The organism is Paraburkholderia caffeinilytica, assembly GCF_051027425.1.
Taxonomy (GTDB): Bacteria; Pseudomonadota; Gammaproteobacteria; order Burkholderiales; family Burkholderiaceae; genus Paraburkholderia; species Paraburkholderia caffeinilytica_A.
Genome location: NZ_CP186552.1, coordinates 3526669 through 3542988, shown reverse-complemented (window position 1 = coordinate 3542988; position 16320 = coordinate 3526669). Strand labels below are relative to the sequence as shown.

The window sequence follows — 16320 nt, the reverse complement described above, 5'->3', positions numbered from 1 at the left end:
TCGTGTCCGAGGCAGAGATTCTTGAACGCATCCGCGCCATCTTCAAAGAGAACTTCGCGATCGAGCCGGAGCGCGTGACGCCCGCTGCGCATCTCTTCGAAGAACTCGATCTCGACAGCATCGACGCCGTCGACCTCGCGATCAAACTGCAGGAAATGACCGGCCGCCGCATCAAGCCGGAGGAATTCAAGTCGGTGCGCACGGTCGGCGATGTGATCGGTGCAGTCGAATCCCTGCTGGCGGCACAAGGCTGATGCCATCCGTGCGCTCGCGAATGCAAGCGGCGGCGAGCCAGCCCGCCGGGGCATCGTCCGGCGTTGAGCGCCATTGGGCCAAAACAGTGCTGCAGGTCCTGCTGAAACTCGCGTATCCCGCGTTGATTTTGTGTGCCTGGCGCTGGGACACGCCGCGCTACGTCGGTTGCATGCTGTTTGCGATCTTGTGGCTGCAGCGCTGGGCCGGCAGTGGTCCGGTCGCGACCTCGCTGCGCCGGCTCTCCTCGATCGATTGGACCGTGGTCGGCCTGTTGAGCTGCGCCTCGGCTGCGATCGTCTTCACCAACAGCGAGCTGCTGTTGCGCCTCTATCCGTCGCTCGTCAATCTGGGCCTGTTGATCGCGTTCGGCGCGACGCTCGTGCGCGGGCCGTCGATGATCGAAAAATTCGCACGACTGGGCAATCCGAATCTGCCGCCGGGCGCCGTGCGCCATACGCGGCGCGTGACCCAGGTGTGGTGCGTATTCTTCGCGCTGAACGGCGCGTTTTCCGCTTATACGGCGCTGTACTGGAGCCGTGCAAGCTGGTCGCTCTATAACGGCGCGATCGCTTACGGATTGATCGGCGTGCTGCTGGTGGCCGAGGTCATCTGGCGTTATCTGGTGGTGCTGCCGCGAGCCGCGCGTTCGGAGGCGGCATGATCGCGTTGCATGATCTGCTGTCGGCGGGCCATGAGGCTTCCGTCGTGAATGCGCCGGTATGCCGCGACGGCGCGACGGTGCTCGATCGCGCCGCGTTTCGCGCGCGTGTCTCGACGCTGGTCTCGTTGGTGCAACCGCAAGCCGCACGACGCTACGCGTTGTGTATCGACGATCCGTTCGACTTCGCCTGTGCGCTGTTCGCATTGTTCGCGTGCGGCAAGGAGCCGGTGATTCCGGCCAATGCGACACCGGGCTATCTCGCCGATCTTGCGAACGCGTACGACGCCGTGCTGACCGACGCCGACCTGCCGCCTGTTGCGCGAGGTGCCGATGCCGATGCCGCACACACGCGAGGCGCTGCGCACGCGATCGATCCGCAAGCCCCGTTGACGCTCTACACCTCGGGCAGCAGCGGCACGCCAAAGCCGATCCGCAAAACCCTCGCGCAATTCAACGCTGAAGTACATACGCTAGAAAAGCAGTGGGGCGCGCTGATCGGCGATGCGACCATGCTCGCGAGCGTGCCGCATCATCACATCTACGGTCTGCTATTCCGCGTGTTGTGGCCGCTCGCCGCGGGCCGCGCGTTCGATCGCGCGATCAGTATCGAGCCTTTGCATTTACAAACGCAGATCGAGCAATGCGGCGCGGCGGTGGTCGTCTCGACGCCCGCGCAATTGTCGCGTTGGCCCGCATTGCCGGGTTTCGCCGCGTTGACGCCGGTGCCGCGCGCATTCTTTTCTTCAGGTGGCCCGCTGGCTGCGGAAGCCGCGCGCGAATACGCCGCCGCTTATGGCGCCGCGCCGCTCGAAATCTACGGCAGCACGGAAACCGGCGGCATCGCGTGGCGTCGCCAGGACCAGACCGATGCATGGCAACCGGTGGGCGGCGTTGACGTACGCCGCGACGAAGAGGGCGCGCTGAACGTTCGCTCGCCGCATCTCGACCACACCGGCTGGCATCGCACCGACGACAAAATTGCTTTCGATGCCGACGGCCGTTTCCGTCTGCAAGGCCGCCTCGATCGCGTGCTCAAACTGGACGGCAAGCGTGTGTCGCTGCCGGAACTCGAAGCGCGTCTCGCGCTGCATCCGTATGTCGCGCAAGCGGCGATCGTGCCGCTGGAAGGCGCGTCGCGCGAGCGTGTCGGCGCCGTGGTGGCGCTGACTGAAGCGGGCAGCGAAGCACTGCGCGAAGAAGGCCGCGTGTCTCTCGCGCAAACGCTGCGTCGCCATCTCGCTGCGTATTTCGACGCAGTGGTGCTGCCGCGTCATTGGCGTTTTCGCCTCACGTTGCCGTTCGACGCACGCGGCAAGCTGCCGGCGTCGGCCGTCGCGGCGGCTTTCGAGCCGCGCGCGGACGGTGTGGAAGTGCTCGCCGAAGCGCGCAGCGCCGACACGCTGCATTTCGAACTGCGCGTGCCACCGACACTTGTGCATTTCGCCGGCCACTTTCCCGGTCTGCCGATTCTGCCGGGCGTCGTTCAGGTGCACTGGGCGATGCGTCTGGCCGCCGAACACGTGCCGGCCGTGAGCGCGCTGGCATCCATCGACCGTCTCAAGTTCATGGCGCCGGTGTCGCCGGGCGCGGTGCTGAATCTCACGCTCGCGCACGACGCCGCGCGTAGGCGAGTGCAGTTCGCATACCGGCTGAGCGGACGTGAATGCGCATCCGGCGTGATCGTGTATCGGGAGCCTGCATGATGAGCTTCGCCCCGTGCATCGTCATTCCGATTTACAACCACAAGGACGCGATCGGCGCGACCGTCGCCCATCTCGCGGTGCACGGCTTGCCGATCTTTGTCGTCGACGACGGCAGCGATGAGCCGACCCAGCAGGTGCTCGCCGCGCTGGCGCAACAATACGCGGGGCAGCTCACGCTGCTGCGTTTGCCCATCAACGGCGGGAAGGGCGCGGCTGTGATGGCGGGACTGCGCGCCGCACGCGCTGCGGGCTACACGCATGCTCTGCAGATCGATGCCGACGGCCAGCACGACGCGAGCGACGTGCCGCGTTTCATCGAAGCGGCCCGGGCCGAACCGGGCGCGGTGATTCTCGGCCGTCCGGTCTACGACGAGAGCGTGCCGAAATCGCGCCTCTACGGCCGTTATCTGACGCATGTGTGGGTATGGATCGAAACGCTTTCGCTGACGATTCGCGATTCGATGTGCGGCTTCCGCCTCTATCCGCTCGCGCTGGCTTGTGAACTGATCGACAGCGTGCAACTGCCGACGCGCATGGACTTCGACATCGAAATTCTCGTGCGTCTGCATTGGCGGCGCGCGGTGTTCCGTTCGATTCCGACGCGCGTCACCTATGCAACGGATGGCGTGTCGCATTTCGACGTACTGTGGGACAACGTGCGCATCAGCCGCAGCCATACGCGGCTCGTGTTCGGCATGCTGTGGCGTTTGCCGATGCTGCTCGCGCATAAGGTGATGCCACGCCGCTCGGCGATCGCAAGCGAACCGGCCAGGCCGCGCGAACCTGGCGAACCTGACAAACAGGCGGAACAAAGCGCACAGAGCCCGCAGGACTGGTGGCGGATCGCCGAACGCGGCAGCCATCTGGGCATGTCGTTGCTCGCGCTCAGTTGCAAGCTGTTCGGCCGCCGTTTCACCGCGCTCTGGTTGCATCCGATCGTCGCGTATTTTCTGCTGACGGGCCGCGCCGCACGCGAGGCGTCGGGCAACTACTTCACGCATCTCGGTAAAGCCGCACCGCACGGCGATACGCCGCGTCCGGGCTGGATGTCGGCCTATCGTCATATGCTGGCGTTCGCGCAATCGGGCTTCGACAAGCTCGCGGCATGGTCCGGCCGCGTCAATAACGCCGACGTCAAATTCGAAGATCCTTCGGCATTCGAAGCATTGGTGGCGAGCGGCAAAGGTGCGCTCGTGATCGGCGCCCATCTCGGCAATCTGGAAATGACCCGCGCGCTCGCCGCGCAAGGCGCTTACGCGAAAGTCACTGCCGTGGTCTACACCGAACACGCGCGGCGCTTCAATAGCGTGCTGGCGTCAGCGAATAGCCAGTTCGCGCGGCATCTGCTCGAAGTCAGCGACTTCGGACCCGAGACCGCGATGATGATGCAGGAGCGGGTCGATGCGGGCGAGCTGCTGGTGATCGTCGGCGATCGCGTGCCGGCACACGAAGCGGGCCGCACGACCGAGGCTCAATTTCTCGGTTCGACTGCGCCGTTCGCACAAGGCCCTTACGTGCTCGCTCATGCACTGGGTTGCCCGGTCTATCTGTTTTTCTGCCTGAAAGAACACGACGGTTATCGTCTGTATTTCGAGCCCTTTGCCGAGCGCATCGAGTTGCCGCGCCGCGAGCGCGCGCAGCATCTGGCTGCGTGGGCGCAACGGTACGCGGCGCGCCTCGAACACTATTGCCGCAAGGCCCCTTACCAATGGTTCAATTTCTTCGATTTCTGGGCCAGCCCCAAGCGAGGCGCAAATGGCCGAACATGATCTGATCGAAACGCAGTACGTCAGTGCAAGTGAGAACATTCGCGAAAGCGCGGCTGCGGTCACGATCGGCGGCCGGAAGCTGACGATCGAAGAAGTCGTCGCGATCGCGCAGCACCGCGCGCCGGTTGCGTTGAGCGCCGATCCGGCGTGGCGCGCGCGTATTCAGCGCGGCGCGGATTTTCTGCGCCGGCATCTGGCGTCGGGCGCAACGGTGTACGGCGTCAACACCGGCTATGGCGACGCGTGCGTAGTCGACGTGCCGATGGAACTCGTCGAAGCGTTGCCTTTGCAACTGACGCGTTATCACGGCTGCGGCATGGGCCAGCATCTCGACGACGCGCAAACACTCGCGGTGATCGCCGCGCGGCTCAACTCGCTGGCCTATGGTTTTTCCGGCGTGCGCCCTGTGTTGCTCGAACGTCTTGCCGATCTGATCAATCATCGCGTGTTGCCGCGTATTCCGTCGGAAGGCTCGGTTGGCGCCAGCGGCGATCTGACGCCGCTCTCGTATGTGGCCGCCGCGCTTGCCGGCGAACGCGACGTGATGTTCGGCGGCGCCCTGCGCAACGTGCGTGAAGTCTGGACCGAACTCGGTCTCGAGCCATTGACGCTCGCGCCGAAAGAAGGCCTCGCGCTGATGAACGGCACTGCGGTAATGACCGGCCTCGCCTGTCTCGCGTTCGCGCGTGCCGATCATCTGACGCGCCTCACCGCACGTCTCACGGCGCTCTCCACCGTGGCGCTCGACGGTCGTGCCGCGCACTTCGACGCGATGCTATTCGAAGTGAAGCCGCACGCAGGCCAGGCAGAAGCGGCAGCGTGGATTCGCGACGATCTGACCGGACGTGAAGATACGCCGGGGCATCGTCTGCAGGACCGTTATTCGATTCGTTGTGCGCCGCACGTAATCGGCGTTGCGCGCGATGCCTTGTCGTGGGTGCGCCGCGACATCGAGAACGAACTGAACAGCGCGAACGACAACCCACTGATCGATCCCGACAACGGACGCGTGCTGCACGGCGGCAACTTCTATGGCGGCCATATCGCCTTCGCGATGGATTCGCTGAAGGTCGCGGTCGCCAATCTTGCCGATCTGATGGACCGGCAGCTTGCACTTCTGGTCGACGTGAATTTCAACAACGGCTTGCCGCGCAATCTGTCGGGCGCCGCGCCCGCGCGTGCCGCGATCAATCACGGTTTCAAGGCGGTGCAGATTTCGTCGTCCGCATGGACGGCCGAAGCATTGAAAAACACGATGCCGGCGAGCGTCTTCTCGCGTTCGACCGAGGCGCACAATCAGGACAAGGTCAGCATGGGCACGATCGCCGCGCGCGATTGTTTGCGCGTGCTGGAGTTGACCGAGCAGGTCGCCGCCGCGCACACGCTGGCGACGGTGCAAGCCGCGCATTTGCGCCTGAAGATCGATAGCGCCACGCCGGTTCCCGCGCCGCTGCAAACCTTCATGGATAGCGTGAGCGCACAATCGCCGTTCGTCGACGAAGACCGCGCACTCGAAAGCGATCTGCGTGCGCTGACCGCGCGCATCGCCGCGTGCGATTTGCTGGCCGATTATCGCGGAGGCTCGCACGCATGATCGACTCCCCTAAAGTACTGACAGCCAGCGCGACGGTCGAAGTACCGTTTCACGACGTCGACGCGATGAATGTGTGCTGGCACGGCAACTATCTGAAGTACTTCGAGATCGGCCGCGCGGCGCTCCTGCGCATCTTCGATTACGACTATCGCGAGATGCAGGCCTCGGGTTACCTGTGGCCGATCGTCGAGGCGCACCTGAAGTATGTGCGTCCGGCCACTTACGGCCAACTGCTCGAAGTGCGCGCGCAACTGCTCGAACACGAAAATCGCCTGAAAATAGGCTATGAAATTGTCGATTGCGCAACTGGCACGCGGCTGACGAAGGGCTACACGATTCAGGTCGCGGTCGACGCCGCAACCCAGGAATTGCAGTTCGTGTCGCCGCCGGTCGTATTTGAAAAGCTGGAGCGCGTATGGGGGCAATGAACTTGCGCGGTGTGGTGGCGCGCGCGTTGGGCGCGCTAGGTACCCTAAGCGTAATAAGCGCATTGGGCGTATCAGGCGTGGCAGCGTGGCCGATAGCGGCGTCTGCGGCAGAAACCGCACAGAGCGCCGGCAACCCGGCACTCGTCTCGCAGATCGCCTCCCATCTCGCACAAGCCAAAGGCGTCCGCGCGCAATTCACGCAGACGCAAACGCTCGCCGCGATGAAGCAGTCGCTCGTCAGCACGGGCTCGCTGCTGTTCTTCCGCGATCGTGGCGTGATCTGGCAGATCGACACACCTTATAAAGCCACCTACGTCATCACCGACGCGGGCGTCGCCGAAGTCAACGCCAACGGCCAGCGCGTGACGGCTCACAGTGCCCAGGGCACACGCGGCGTCGCACAGGTTTCGAAGATGATGCGCGCGATGCTCGGTGGCGATCTGTCGGCGCTGTACTCGCAATTCGACGTAGCGGCCGAAGGCAGCGCCGCACAGTGGCGCATGCAACTCACGCCGAACCAGCCGCAGATCGCGCAGTCGATCAAAGCCTTGCAGATGAATGGCGGCGACTATCTGCAAAGCTTGCGCATCACGCTCGCGAACGGCGACGTCACCAATCTCGACTTTGCGAAAAGCGCGACTGTGACCGAACCGACGCCGGCCGAGCGCGGCTTGCTCGGAGCGCCGTAATGCAGGTGCTGCAACAGCGGTCCGCGAAACAGGCGTGGGGCATGCGCGCCGCGTGGCTGCTGCTCGCGCTCGCCGCGGCGCTGTATTGCGGCTGGCGTTTCGCGGGACCGTCGCCGCTGCAAACCAATCTGCTCGCTTTGCTCCCTGCTACCGAAGCGGATCCGGTCGCCGAAAAAGCGGTCGATACGCTGGCGAGCGCGCTTGGCGACCGTACCGTTTTTCTCGTGACCGGCAACGATGATGCGCATGCGAAAGCGGCTGCGAAACAACTCGGCGCGTCATTGCAGAAGAGCGGGGCATTCGGCACAGTGACGGCGGAATTGCCGCCGTTCGATCTGTCGCAGATCGCGGCGCTCTACATGCCATATCGCTTCGGTTTGCTGGCGCCGGCTGACCGCGCGACACTTGCGCAGAGCAATGCTTCAAGTGCGATATTGCACGATGCGCTCGCGCAGCGCATCTACAGTCCATTACGCGCCGGCCTGACCACGCCACTCGCCGACGATCCGTTCGGCTGGCTCGAACATTGGCTGAGTGGTTTGCCGCTTGCCACGACGAATCTCGAACTCGAAGACAACATGCTGGTGTCGCATCGCGGCGCAACGACGAGTGTGCTGATCGTCGCCACGCTGCCGGGCTCGGCCTACGAATCGAAGACGCAGCATGCCGTGCTCGCCGCACTCGCACGAGGCGAGAGCGCGTTGAAGCAAACGTTCCCCGACGTCTCGGTGGCGAGAACCGGCGCAGTGTTCTACGCGGAATCGGCGCGTAGCGCGTCGGAGCGTGAGGTGCATCTAATCGGCGTCGCGTCGCTGTGCGGCATTGCGTTGCTGATGATGTGGGTGTTTCGCTCGCCACGCCTTTTGCTGCTCGGATTCGTTTCGACGGCGCTCGGTATTGTCTGCGCGCTCGCGGCGACCCTGCTGGTGTTCGGCCAACTGCATCTGCTGACATTGGTGTTCGGCGCGAGCCTGATCGGCGAAGCGGTCGACTATTCGATCCAGTATTTCGTGGTGTATCTCGGCGCGGGTCGCGATTGGGACTCGCGCCGTGGTGCGAGCGCGGTACGGCCGGCCTTGACGGTTGCGCTTGCCACCAGCCTGCTCGGTTACGCGATCCTCACATGGGTGCCGTTCCCCGCGCTCAAGCAGATTGCGTGCTTCGCGATTGCGGGCATTACGACGGCGTTTGCCTCCGTGCTGTGGTTGTTGCCCGCGCTGCTCACGCGCGCGCCGAAGCGCAGCCCACAGCGCCTGTTCGCCGGAGCGGCGCGCGTGCTGACGGTCTGGCATCGCACGATCGGCGGCAAGCGCGCATGGTTCGTCGCGGGGCTGTTGCTGATCGTCGCGATTCCCGGCTGGCTGCGCCTGACGAGCGACGACGATATCCATCTGTTGATTCAGCGCGATCCTTCACTGGTCGCGCAGGAAGACAAGGTGCGCGCGGCCGTCGGTGTGGATAACAGCGCGCAGTTTTTTGTGGTGCGAGGCGAGACGCCGGAGATCGTGCTGCAACGCGCCGAAGCATTGGGCGCGAAACTGGATGGATTGAACGGCACGGCGAACCAGGTCGGCAGTTATCAATCGGCGGCGCAATTCGTGCCGTCCGTGAAACAGCAGAGCGAAGACCGTGCGTTGCTTGCACAGCACGTGTTCAACGATCCCACGGCTTTGCGCGCCACGCTGTTGCAGGCGGGTTTTAAGGACGAAGTCGCCGATGCGTGGCTCACCGCGTATGCGAAACCGCAGCTGCCGCTCACGGTCGATACATGGCTCGCCGCGCCGTGGTCGCAGCCGTACCGGCACTTGTGGCTGGGCGAAGTCGATCCGGCTGCCAAAGCGTATGCGGCCGTCGTGATTCCACAAGGCGTGACGCCGCAGAACGAACCCACGCTGATTGCCACCGCGCAATCGCTGCCCGGTGTTGTGTTTGTCGACAAGGCGGCGAGCGTGTCGAAGCTGTTCGGTGCGTATCGCGTGGATAGCGGCTGGTGGCTCGGCGGTGCGCTGGCGCTCGTGCTCGTCCTGCTGATGTTGCGCTATGGACGCAAGGAAGTCTCCGGTCCCGGAGAAAATGCTCTTGAAGGATTGCGCTACCGCGTGCGCGGCGGCATCGCCGTGACGCTGCCGGTGTTGCTCGCGGTCGGCGTCACGCTGGCAGTGTTCGGCTACGTCGGCGTGCCGCTCAATCTTTTCAACTGGCTCGCGCTGATGCTGGTGCTCGGCGTTGGCGCAAACTATGCAGTATTTCTGCGCGAAGGCTGTTTGCGCGCGGACGCCGATCTCGGCGCGGTGTGGACCGGCGTGCTGCTGTCGGCGGCCACCACGCTGCTGTCGTTCGGCATGCTCGGCATGAGTGCGATGCCTGCGCTGAAGAGTTTCGGCGCCACGCTCGCGCTCGGCATTGCCGTATCGGTGCTGCTGGCGCCGATCGGCATGCCATCGGAATCAAGGAGGGCCGCATGAAGGCGCCATCAGTTTATTTGCACGCGCTCGGCATGATCAACGCGCTCGGCGGCAACCTCGATGCAATCGTTCCGGCGCTCGCCGCCGCTCACGCACCCGGTATGGCGAACGCGCACACGGGCATTGGCGAAGCGTTTGTGGGCAGTGTGCTTACGCCGCTGGATCTGGCGCCCACCGCCGCGCTTGCGCGTTATGACTGCCGCAATAACCGTTTGCTGCTGGCCGCACTGGCGCAGATTTCGCCCGCTATCGAAGCAGCGCGCGAGCGTTACGGCGCGCATCGGATCGGCGTGGTGCTCGGCACCAGCACGTCGGGCATCGAAGCGGCCGAGGCCGCGTTCGTCTATCAGGCGCAAGCGGGTGACCTGCCCGCCAACTTCAATTACCGGCAGATGGAGATCGGCACCGTCGCGCCGTTTGCCGCCGCCGCGCTCGGCGTGCAAGGCCCGGCGTTCACGATCTCGACTGCTTGCACCTCGAGCGCCAAGGCTTTTGCATCGGCACGCCGGCTGCTGCAATTGCGACTGTGCGATGCCGTGGTGGTGGGTGGCGTCGATTCGCTGTGCGAGTTGACGGTGCAGGGTTTTGCATCGCTCGAATCGACCAGCGGTGTGCGATCCAATCCAATGAGCCGCAATCGTTGCGGGATCAACGTCGGCGAAGGCGCCGCCGTATTCCTGATGAGCCGCGACGAAGCGGAGGTGAGACTCGCGGGTGTCGGCGAATCGAGCGACGCGCATCATATTTCCTCGCCCGACCCGCTCGGTGTGGGCGGCGAACTCGCTCTGGACGCAGCGTTGGCCGATGCGGGCATCGCATCCAAGGCGATCGGCTACGTGAATCTGCACGCCACCGCCACGCGCAAGAACGACGACATGGAAGCAAAGCTGATGGCGCGCGTATTTCCCGAAGGCGTGGCAACGAGCGGCACCAAGCCGTTGACCGGGCACCTGCTCGGCGCCGCGGGCGCCACCGAACTCGCCTTTGCCTGGTTGACGCTGGCGCACGCGAACGGGTCGCAACCCGTGCCGCTGCCGCGTCATCTGTGGGACGGCGAGGCCGATCCCGCTTTGCCGGTGCTGGACCTGGTCGAACGCGAACGCTTTCTGTCACGCGGCGCCGGGCCCCAGTATGTGATGAGCAACTCGTTTGCGTTCGGCGGCAGCAATGTCAGCCTGATCCTCGGACGGTGACGCGCGTGATGACCCAGACGTCCTCCATCCAGGACCTTGTCCTGCAACCGATCGAATCGATCATCCCGCATCGCGGCACGATGCTGCTGATCGATGCCGTGAACACGTTTAGCGAAGATGCATTGAGCGCGCGAGCAAGCGTACGCGCCGACGCATGGTATGCCGACGCCGACGGCGCGATGCCGGCATGGATCGGCATCGAGTTGATGGCGCAGGCCATCGCCGCGCATGTCGCGCTGCTGGCCATGCGCGGCGGCGGCCGGGCGCGGCCCGGCGTGCTGCTCGGCTCGCGCAGCTACAAAGCGTTGCAGCCGTCGTTCGCAAGCGGCGCCCAGCTGCTGATCCACGCAACAGAATTACTGCGCAGCGAAGAAGGCCACGGCGCCTACGAATGCACGATCCACCACGGCGATGTGTGTTGCGCCGAGGCGGTCATCAAGGTCTTTCAACCGCCCGATTTCCAGTCATTCATCGAAGGGAGTTTCAGTTCATGAGCCGGCGTGTTCTCGTTACCGGCGCAAGCCGCGGCATCGGCCGTGCGATTGCGTACAAGTTGGCCGCCGACGGCTTCGCGGTGTCGGTGCATTGCCGCACGGGCCGCACCGAAGCCGAAGCCGTCGCGACGGGCATTGCCGCGCAAGGCGGCACGGCGCGCGTGCTGCAATTCGATGTGCGCGATCGCGCCGCGTGCCGGGAAGTGCTCGAAGTGGATGTCGTGGCGAACGGCCCGTACTACGGCATCGTATGCAGCGCGGGTGTGACCCGCGACGCCGCGTTTCCCGCACTCACCGAAGAAGACTGGGACATCGTGATCGAAACCGGTCTCGACTCGTTCTACAACGTTGTCCATCCGTTGACCATGCCGATGGTGCGTGCGCGCAAGGGCGGGCGTATCGTCACGATCGCGTCGGTCTCCGGCGTGATCGGCAATCGCGGCCAGGTCAATTACAGCGCGGCGAAGGCCGGGCTGATCGGCGCGACCAAGGCGCTCGCCGTCGAACTGGCGACGCGCAACATCACCGTCAATTGCGTGGCGCCGGGTTTGATCGAAACCGGCATGCTCGACGACCTGCCGCTCGAGCAGGTCCTGAAGACGGTGCCGATGAACCGCGTCGGCCAGCCTGCCGAAGTGGCGTCCGTGGTCAGCTTCCTGATGTCGGATGCGGCCTCGTACGTCACGCGTCAGGTGATCGGCGTCAATGGTGGGATGGTGTGATGAAACGCGTCGTCATTACCGGCATGGGGGGCGTCACGGCGTTCGGCGATAGCTGGGACGTGATCGAAACGCGCCTGAAGAGCGGCGTGAACGCGGTGCGCCGGATGCCCGAGTGGGATTACTTCGAGTCGCTGCATACGCGGCTTGCCTGTCCGTTGCCGGGCTTCACGGCGCCTGCGCACTATCCGCGCAAGAAGACCCGTTCGATGGGACCGGTGTCGATGTATTCGGTGCGAGCAAGCGAACTGGCGCTCGCCGACGCGGGTCTCGCCGACGACGCATCCATCAAGGACGGCCGCATGGGCGTCGCCTACGGCTCGTCGTCGGGCTCGGTGCAACCGATTCGCGCGTTCGGCTCGATGCTCGAAACCGGCTCGATGAGCGACGTTACGTCGAACAGCTACGTGCAGATGATGCCGCATACCACGGCCGTCAACGTCAGCCTGTTCTGGGATCTGAAAGGCCGGATCATCCCGACCTCGTGCGCGTGCGCATCGGGCAGTCAGGCGATCGGCTACGCGTACGAAGCGATCCAGAGCGGCAAGCAGACGCTGATGCTGGCGGGCGGCGCGGAAGAAATGTCGGGCCCGGCGGTCGCCGTGTTCGACACGCTGTACGCGACCAGCACGCGCAACGACGAACCGCATCTCACGCCGCGTCCGTTCGACGCCGCGCGCGACGGTCTGGTGGTTGGCGAAGGCGCGGCCACGCTGGTGCTCGAAGAGTACGAACATGCGGTGGCGCGCGGCGCGCGGATTCATGCGGAGATCGTCGGCTTCGGCTGTAATTCGGATGGCGCGCACATGACGCAGCCGACCGCCGAAACGATGGCGTTTGCCATGCAGCTCGCGCTGCAGGATGCGCAACTGCCGCCCGAAGCGATCGCCTATGTGAATGCACACGGCACGTCCACGGACCGTGGCGACATCGCCGAGAGTCATGCGACCGCGCAGACCTTCGGCGCGCGCATGCCGATCAGTTCGCTCAAGAGCTATGTCGGCCATACGCTCGGCGCGTGCGGTGCGCTGGAAGCGTGGTGGACCATCGAGATGATGAAGCGCAACTGGTATGCGCCGACCTTGAATCTGGAGAACGTCGATCCGGCCTGCGCGCCGCTCGATTACATCGTCGGCGCGGGCCGTGAGATCGACGCCGAACATGTGATGAGCAACAACTTTGCATTCGGCGGCATCAACACGTCGCTGATTTTCAGGCGCGTTCGATGAGCGTCGCGATGCAACGCGTGGTCGTCACCGGCATGGGGATCGTGTCGTGCCTCGGCAATACGCTCGACGAAGTGTCCGCCGCGCTGCGCGCGGGCCGCTCGCGCATCGAACGGATCGACGCGTGGCGTGAGCGTGGTTTCGGCTCGCAGGTGGCCGGTGTCGCGTCGGTTGCGCAGGAGCCGCCGTTCGAGCGCAAGTTCGAGCGCTTCATGGGCGATACCGCGCGTTTTGCGTGCCACGCCGCGCGTAAAGCGATCGACGATGCCGGGCTCGACCCCGCCGCGTTGCGTTCGCCACGTGCCGGCACGGTGATCGGCTCGGGCGTCGGCACGATGTCGAGTTACGACGCGGCCGTAGCGATTGCCAATACCCGTGGGGTCGATAAAGTGCCGCCCTATACGGTGCCGCATGCAATGAGCAGTACCGCGTCGGCCAATGTCGCGCAGGTGTTCGGACTTGAAGGCGTGAGCTATTCGCCGTCGTCGGCGTGCACGACGTCGGCGCTCGCCATCGGTCAGGCGATGCAGCTGATCCAGACCGGCCGCCAGCAGATCGTGCTGGCCGGCGGCAGCGAGTCGCTGCACGACAACACGACGCTGATGTTCGACGCGATGGGGGCGTTGTCGCGCAACTTTAACGGCACGCCGCAGCGCGCTTCGCGTCCCTACGATACGGCACGCGACGGCTTCGTGATCGCGTCGGGCGGCGGCGTGCTGGTGCTCGAAGCGCTCGATCATGCGTTGGCGCGCGGCGCCCGCATTTACGCCGAGCTGACGGGTTTCGGCGACTGCACGGACGGCGCGGGTATGGTTACCCCGCGCGCGGCAGGCATCGCGCGAGCGATGCGTAGCGCGCTGGCCGATGCGGGCAAGCGTCCGGACTATATCAACACGCACGCGCCGTCGACGCCGCTTGGCGATGTCGAGGAATTGCGCGCATTGAGCGAAGTATTCGGCGGGGACGTACCCGCGTTCTCGTCGACTAAAGGCATGACCGGACATCCGCTCGGGGCGTGCGGCGCGCACGAGGCGATCTACATGCTGCTGATGATGCGCGACGGTTTCATCGCGGGGACGACGGGCATCGAGACGCCGGAACCGGATCTCGACGACATGCCGCTCGTGCGTACGACACGCGACGCAGGCATTCGCACGGCGATGTCGATTTCATTCGGGTTCGGCGGCAGTTGCGCAAGCCTGATGTTTGAGGGGTGGCGGGGCGGCTGAACCGGCCGCGATGGCTAATGAAACGAATGAAACGAATGAAACGAATGAAACGAATGAAACGAATGAAACGAATGAAACGAATGAAACGAATGAAACGAATGAAACGAATGAAACGAATGAAACGAGAGCGATAAAAATGAAAAAACGTTTTGTACTGAGCGCGCTGGCAATAGTCGTGCTGACGCAGGCCGGCTGTGCCACGGACGTGAAATCGCTGCCGCTCGCCGCCGCGGGCGGTCAGTCGCGTGGCGGGGTGCCGGTCTATTTCGGCCAGCAGGACCACCCTGCGGTGAAGAGCCAGTTGGGCGGCGTGTCCTATTCCGTGCGGATCGCGCGCAAGGTGTCGAGTCCCGATGACGCATGTCACGCAGCCCTTGCCGAAGCCGTGGAGAAGCTGCGTGCGGCAGCCCGCGAACGCAACGCCAACGCCGTGATCGATGTGTCGACGCGTTTTCATAGCACCGAGACGCACTCGTCGACCGACTTCACGTGCGGCGTGAGCCCCAGCGCGGCCGCCATTGCGGTGAGCGGCCAGCTGGTTGTGCTGGAAGCGAATTAGGTCGAATCGAATTTAGAACTCACTAGAGCAACAAAAACCACCAAGGAGTCTCAATGAAACGCAATGTACTGTTTGCCGCGCTGTTCGCTTCGCTCGCCACGCTGAGCGCTACGCAGGCTTTTGCCCGCGACACGGTCGCCAACTATCCGGTCGCGCCTGCGCTGCAGAGCGAGCCGGGCAAGGTGAGTGACGACATCGCGCTGTATTTCGCGGGTCAGCCGCATCCGTCTGTCGTTAAGACGATGGGTGAATTCGCGACCAACAAAAAGACCAACGCCTTCGGCAAGAGCGACCTCGCAGCGTGCCAGCACGTGTTCCTTTCCGCCGTGATCGAGTTGCAGGAGCGCGCGCGTAAGGAAGGCGGCAACGCGGTGATCAACATCAAGAGCAACTACAAGAACGAAGTGCGTGAAAGCGCGACGGAGTTCACGTGCGGCGCGGGTGCGGTAATTGCGGGTGTGGCGCTGACGGGTGACGTGGTAACGCTGCGCGGCAAGTGAGCACGCCAATCGTCACGCGAGTAAGCGTGCCGTGATGACTGCCGGGGCAGTGGCACGCCACTGCCCCGGCAAGATTCAATCTGTCTTGACCGCCGCGACATTGACCAGCGTTTCACGACGCTTGCCAGGTTGCGGATGGGACAGGCCGAGACGTTCGAGCAGGCCGAAGTCTTTTGCGCGGCTCCACCAGAGATACGGCAGCGAGACGTTGCGCTGCTCGAAGCGGAAGCCGCCGCGGCGAATCATGTCGAGGTAGCCGTCGGCGCTTTTCTGCACGTGCATGGGATGGCGGAACAGCAACCGGATCACCCACGATTTGATGTACGCGTCGGTGGATTCGGCGAATAGCAGAATGCCGCCCGGTTTGAGCACGCGGCGGAATTCGGCGAGCGCGCGGTCCTGCTCGACGAGATGGTGAAAGGTTTGATGGCAGAACACGATGTCGGCGCTGGCATCGGGCAAGGGCAATGTCGCGCAGTCGCCGTGCAGCAGTTCGATATCGGCGAGCTTGTCGCGGCAGGCGTTGGCTGCATTGGCGGCGAGCGCCAGCGACGGCTCGTGAAAATCGATGCCGACAAGGCGGCGCGGCCTGAACGCCTCGGCGAGCAGGCGGAACGAAATGCCTTGGCCGCAGCCGACGTCGACGATTACCGGTGCGGCAGGCAAGGGTGCGTCGATCAGGCGTTTGAGGTCGTTAATCGCGACCCGTAGAACGTGATGTTCCCACGTATAGGTACGCAGGAACCAGATCCCGAAGGCCGTTTCCGGCACGAAAGGCACGCTGGATGTTTCGGATGGCGACACGCTGGGCTCCCAGGCGAAATATTGTTCTAGCC

The 16320-nt window shown here is 64.2% G+C and carries 16 protein-coding genes; 15 read left to right on the top strand and 1 reads right to left on the bottom strand.

What is annotated here, in order from left to right:
- Positions 1-2: 2 nt before the first annotated feature.
- The 15 genes from ACOSV0_RS15605 (at position 3) to ACOSV0_RS15535 (ending at position 15484) form a co-directional block, all read left to right on the top strand.
- Complete coding sequence (locus ACOSV0_RS15605) at positions 3-254, top strand: acyl carrier protein (protein WP_434107050.1); 252 nt, start codon at positions 3-5, stop codon at positions 252-254.
- The gene (locus tag ACOSV0_RS15600; protein WP_434107049.1) at positions 254-916 is read left to right on the top strand and encodes a hypothetical protein; all 663 of its coding nucleotides are present in this window, start codon (positions 254-256) and stop codon (positions 914-916) included. Before ACOSV0_RS15605 ends, ACOSV0_RS15600 begins: the two co-directional genes overlap by 1 nt.
- Positions 913-2619, top strand: a complete 1707-nt coding sequence (locus tag ACOSV0_RS15595) for an AMP-binding protein (protein ID WP_434107048.1) — start codon at positions 913-915, stop codon at positions 2617-2619. Before ACOSV0_RS15600 ends, ACOSV0_RS15595 begins: the two co-directional genes overlap by 4 nt.
- Positions 2619-4388 (top strand): glycosyltransferase family 2 protein, encoded by a 1770-nt coding sequence (locus tag ACOSV0_RS15590; protein ID WP_434110309.1) that lies wholly within the window; start codon positions 2619-2621, stop codon positions 4386-4388. Before ACOSV0_RS15595 ends, ACOSV0_RS15590 begins: the two co-directional genes overlap by 1 nt.
- Positions 4375-5982 carry an HAL/PAL/TAL family ammonia-lyase gene (locus ACOSV0_RS15585; RefSeq protein ID WP_434107047.1) on the top strand — a complete coding sequence of 536 codons (1608 nt, stop codon included), beginning with the start codon at positions 4375-4377 and terminating at the stop codon, positions 5980-5982. The genes ACOSV0_RS15590 and ACOSV0_RS15585 overlap by 14 nt, the downstream gene beginning before the upstream one ends.
- Entirely contained in the window at positions 5979-6410 is a 432-nt protein-coding gene (locus tag ACOSV0_RS15580; protein WP_434107046.1) for an acyl-CoA thioesterase, read from the top strand. Before ACOSV0_RS15585 ends, ACOSV0_RS15580 begins: the two co-directional genes overlap by 4 nt.
- Positions 6398-7099, top strand: coding sequence for a LolA family protein (locus ACOSV0_RS15575; RefSeq protein ID WP_434107044.1), 702 nt, complete (start codon positions 6398-6400; stop codon positions 7097-7099). The genes ACOSV0_RS15580 and ACOSV0_RS15575 overlap by 13 nt, the downstream gene beginning before the upstream one ends.
- On the top strand, positions 7099-9564 hold the full coding sequence (locus ACOSV0_RS15570; RefSeq protein WP_434107043.1) for an MMPL family transporter: 2466 nt from the start codon (positions 7099-7101) through the stop codon (positions 9562-9564). The genes ACOSV0_RS15575 and ACOSV0_RS15570 overlap by 1 nt, the downstream gene beginning before the upstream one ends.
- Complete coding sequence (locus tag ACOSV0_RS15565; protein ID WP_434107042.1) at positions 9561-10757, top strand: beta-ketoacyl-[acyl-carrier-protein] synthase family protein; 1197 nt, start codon at positions 9561-9563, stop codon at positions 10755-10757. Before ACOSV0_RS15570 ends, ACOSV0_RS15565 begins: the two co-directional genes overlap by 4 nt.
- 8 nt (positions 10758-10765) lie before the next feature.
- The gene (locus tag ACOSV0_RS15560; protein WP_434107041.1) at positions 10766-11251 is read left to right on the top strand and encodes a hotdog family protein; all 486 of its coding nucleotides are present in this window, start codon (positions 10766-10768) and stop codon (positions 11249-11251) included.
- Positions 11248-11973, top strand: coding sequence for a 3-ketoacyl-ACP reductase FabG2 (locus ACOSV0_RS15555; RefSeq protein WP_434107040.1), 726 nt, complete (start codon positions 11248-11250; stop codon positions 11971-11973). Before ACOSV0_RS15560 ends, ACOSV0_RS15555 begins: the two co-directional genes overlap by 4 nt.
- A complete protein-coding gene (locus ACOSV0_RS15550; protein ID WP_434107039.1) occupies positions 11973-13199 on the top strand; it encodes a beta-ketoacyl-ACP synthase in 1227 nt (408 codons plus the stop codon). Before ACOSV0_RS15555 ends, ACOSV0_RS15550 begins: the two co-directional genes overlap by 1 nt.
- A complete protein-coding gene (locus tag ACOSV0_RS15545; protein WP_434107038.1) occupies positions 13196-14425 on the top strand; it encodes a beta-ketoacyl synthase N-terminal-like domain-containing protein in 1230 nt (409 codons plus the stop codon). The genes ACOSV0_RS15550 and ACOSV0_RS15545 overlap by 4 nt, the downstream gene beginning before the upstream one ends.
- A 136-nt stretch (positions 14426-14561) precedes the next feature.
- Positions 14562-14984, top strand: a complete 423-nt coding sequence (locus ACOSV0_RS15540) for a signal peptidase (RefSeq protein ID WP_434107037.1) — start codon at positions 14562-14564, stop codon at positions 14982-14984.
- Between the two features lie 53 nt (positions 14985-15037).
- Positions 15038-15484, top strand: a complete 447-nt coding sequence (locus ACOSV0_RS15535) for an excinuclease ABC subunit A (protein ID WP_434107036.1) — start codon at positions 15038-15040, stop codon at positions 15482-15484.
- Between the two features lie 75 nt (positions 15485-15559).
- Here ACOSV0_RS15535 and ACOSV0_RS15530 read toward each other — a convergent pair whose 3' ends face one another.
- Positions 15560-16288 (bottom strand): class I SAM-dependent methyltransferase, encoded by a 729-nt coding sequence (locus ACOSV0_RS15530; protein WP_434107035.1) that lies wholly within the window; start codon positions 16286-16288, stop codon positions 15560-15562.
- Positions 16289-16320 lie beyond the last annotated feature (32 nt).

Coding starts and splice junctions, on each gene's coding strand:
- ACOSV0_RS15600 (WP_434107049.1), top strand. CDS start 254: ATGCCATCCGTGCGCTCGCGAATGCAAGCGGCGGCGAGCCAGCCCGCC.
- ACOSV0_RS15595 (WP_434107048.1), top strand. CDS start 913: ATGATCGCGTTGCATGATCTGCTGTCGGCGGGCCATGAGGCTTCCGTC.
- ACOSV0_RS15590 (WP_434110309.1), top strand. CDS start 2,619: ATGAGCTTCGCCCCGTGCATCGTCATTCCGATTTACAACCACAAGGAC.
- ACOSV0_RS15585 (WP_434107047.1), top strand. CDS start 4,375: ATGGCCGAACATGATCTGATCGAAACGCAGTACGTCAGTGCAAGTGAG.
- ACOSV0_RS15580 (WP_434107046.1), top strand. CDS start 5,979: ATGATCGACTCCCCTAAAGTACTGACAGCCAGCGCGACGGTCGAAGTA.
- ACOSV0_RS15575 (WP_434107044.1), top strand. CDS start 6,398: ATGGGGGCAATGAACTTGCGCGGTGTGGTGGCGCGCGCGTTGGGCGCG.
- ACOSV0_RS15570 (WP_434107043.1), top strand. CDS start 7,099: ATGCAGGTGCTGCAACAGCGGTCCGCGAAACAGGCGTGGGGCATGCGC.
- ACOSV0_RS15565 (WP_434107042.1), top strand. CDS start 9,561: ATGAAGGCGCCATCAGTTTATTTGCACGCGCTCGGCATGATCAACGCG.
- ACOSV0_RS15560 (WP_434107041.1), top strand. CDS start 10,766: ATGACCCAGACGTCCTCCATCCAGGACCTTGTCCTGCAACCGATCGAA.
- ACOSV0_RS15555 (WP_434107040.1), top strand. CDS start 11,248: ATGAGCCGGCGTGTTCTCGTTACCGGCGCAAGCCGCGGCATCGGCCGT.
- ACOSV0_RS15550 (WP_434107039.1), top strand. CDS start 11,973: ATGAAACGCGTCGTCATTACCGGCATGGGGGGCGTCACGGCGTTCGGC.
- ACOSV0_RS15545 (WP_434107038.1), top strand. CDS start 13,196: ATGAGCGTCGCGATGCAACGCGTGGTCGTCACCGGCATGGGGATCGTG.
- ACOSV0_RS15540 (WP_434107037.1), top strand. CDS start 14,562: ATGAAAAAACGTTTTGTACTGAGCGCGCTGGCAATAGTCGTGCTGACG.
- ACOSV0_RS15535 (WP_434107036.1), top strand. CDS start 15,038: ATGAAACGCAATGTACTGTTTGCCGCGCTGTTCGCTTCGCTCGCCACG.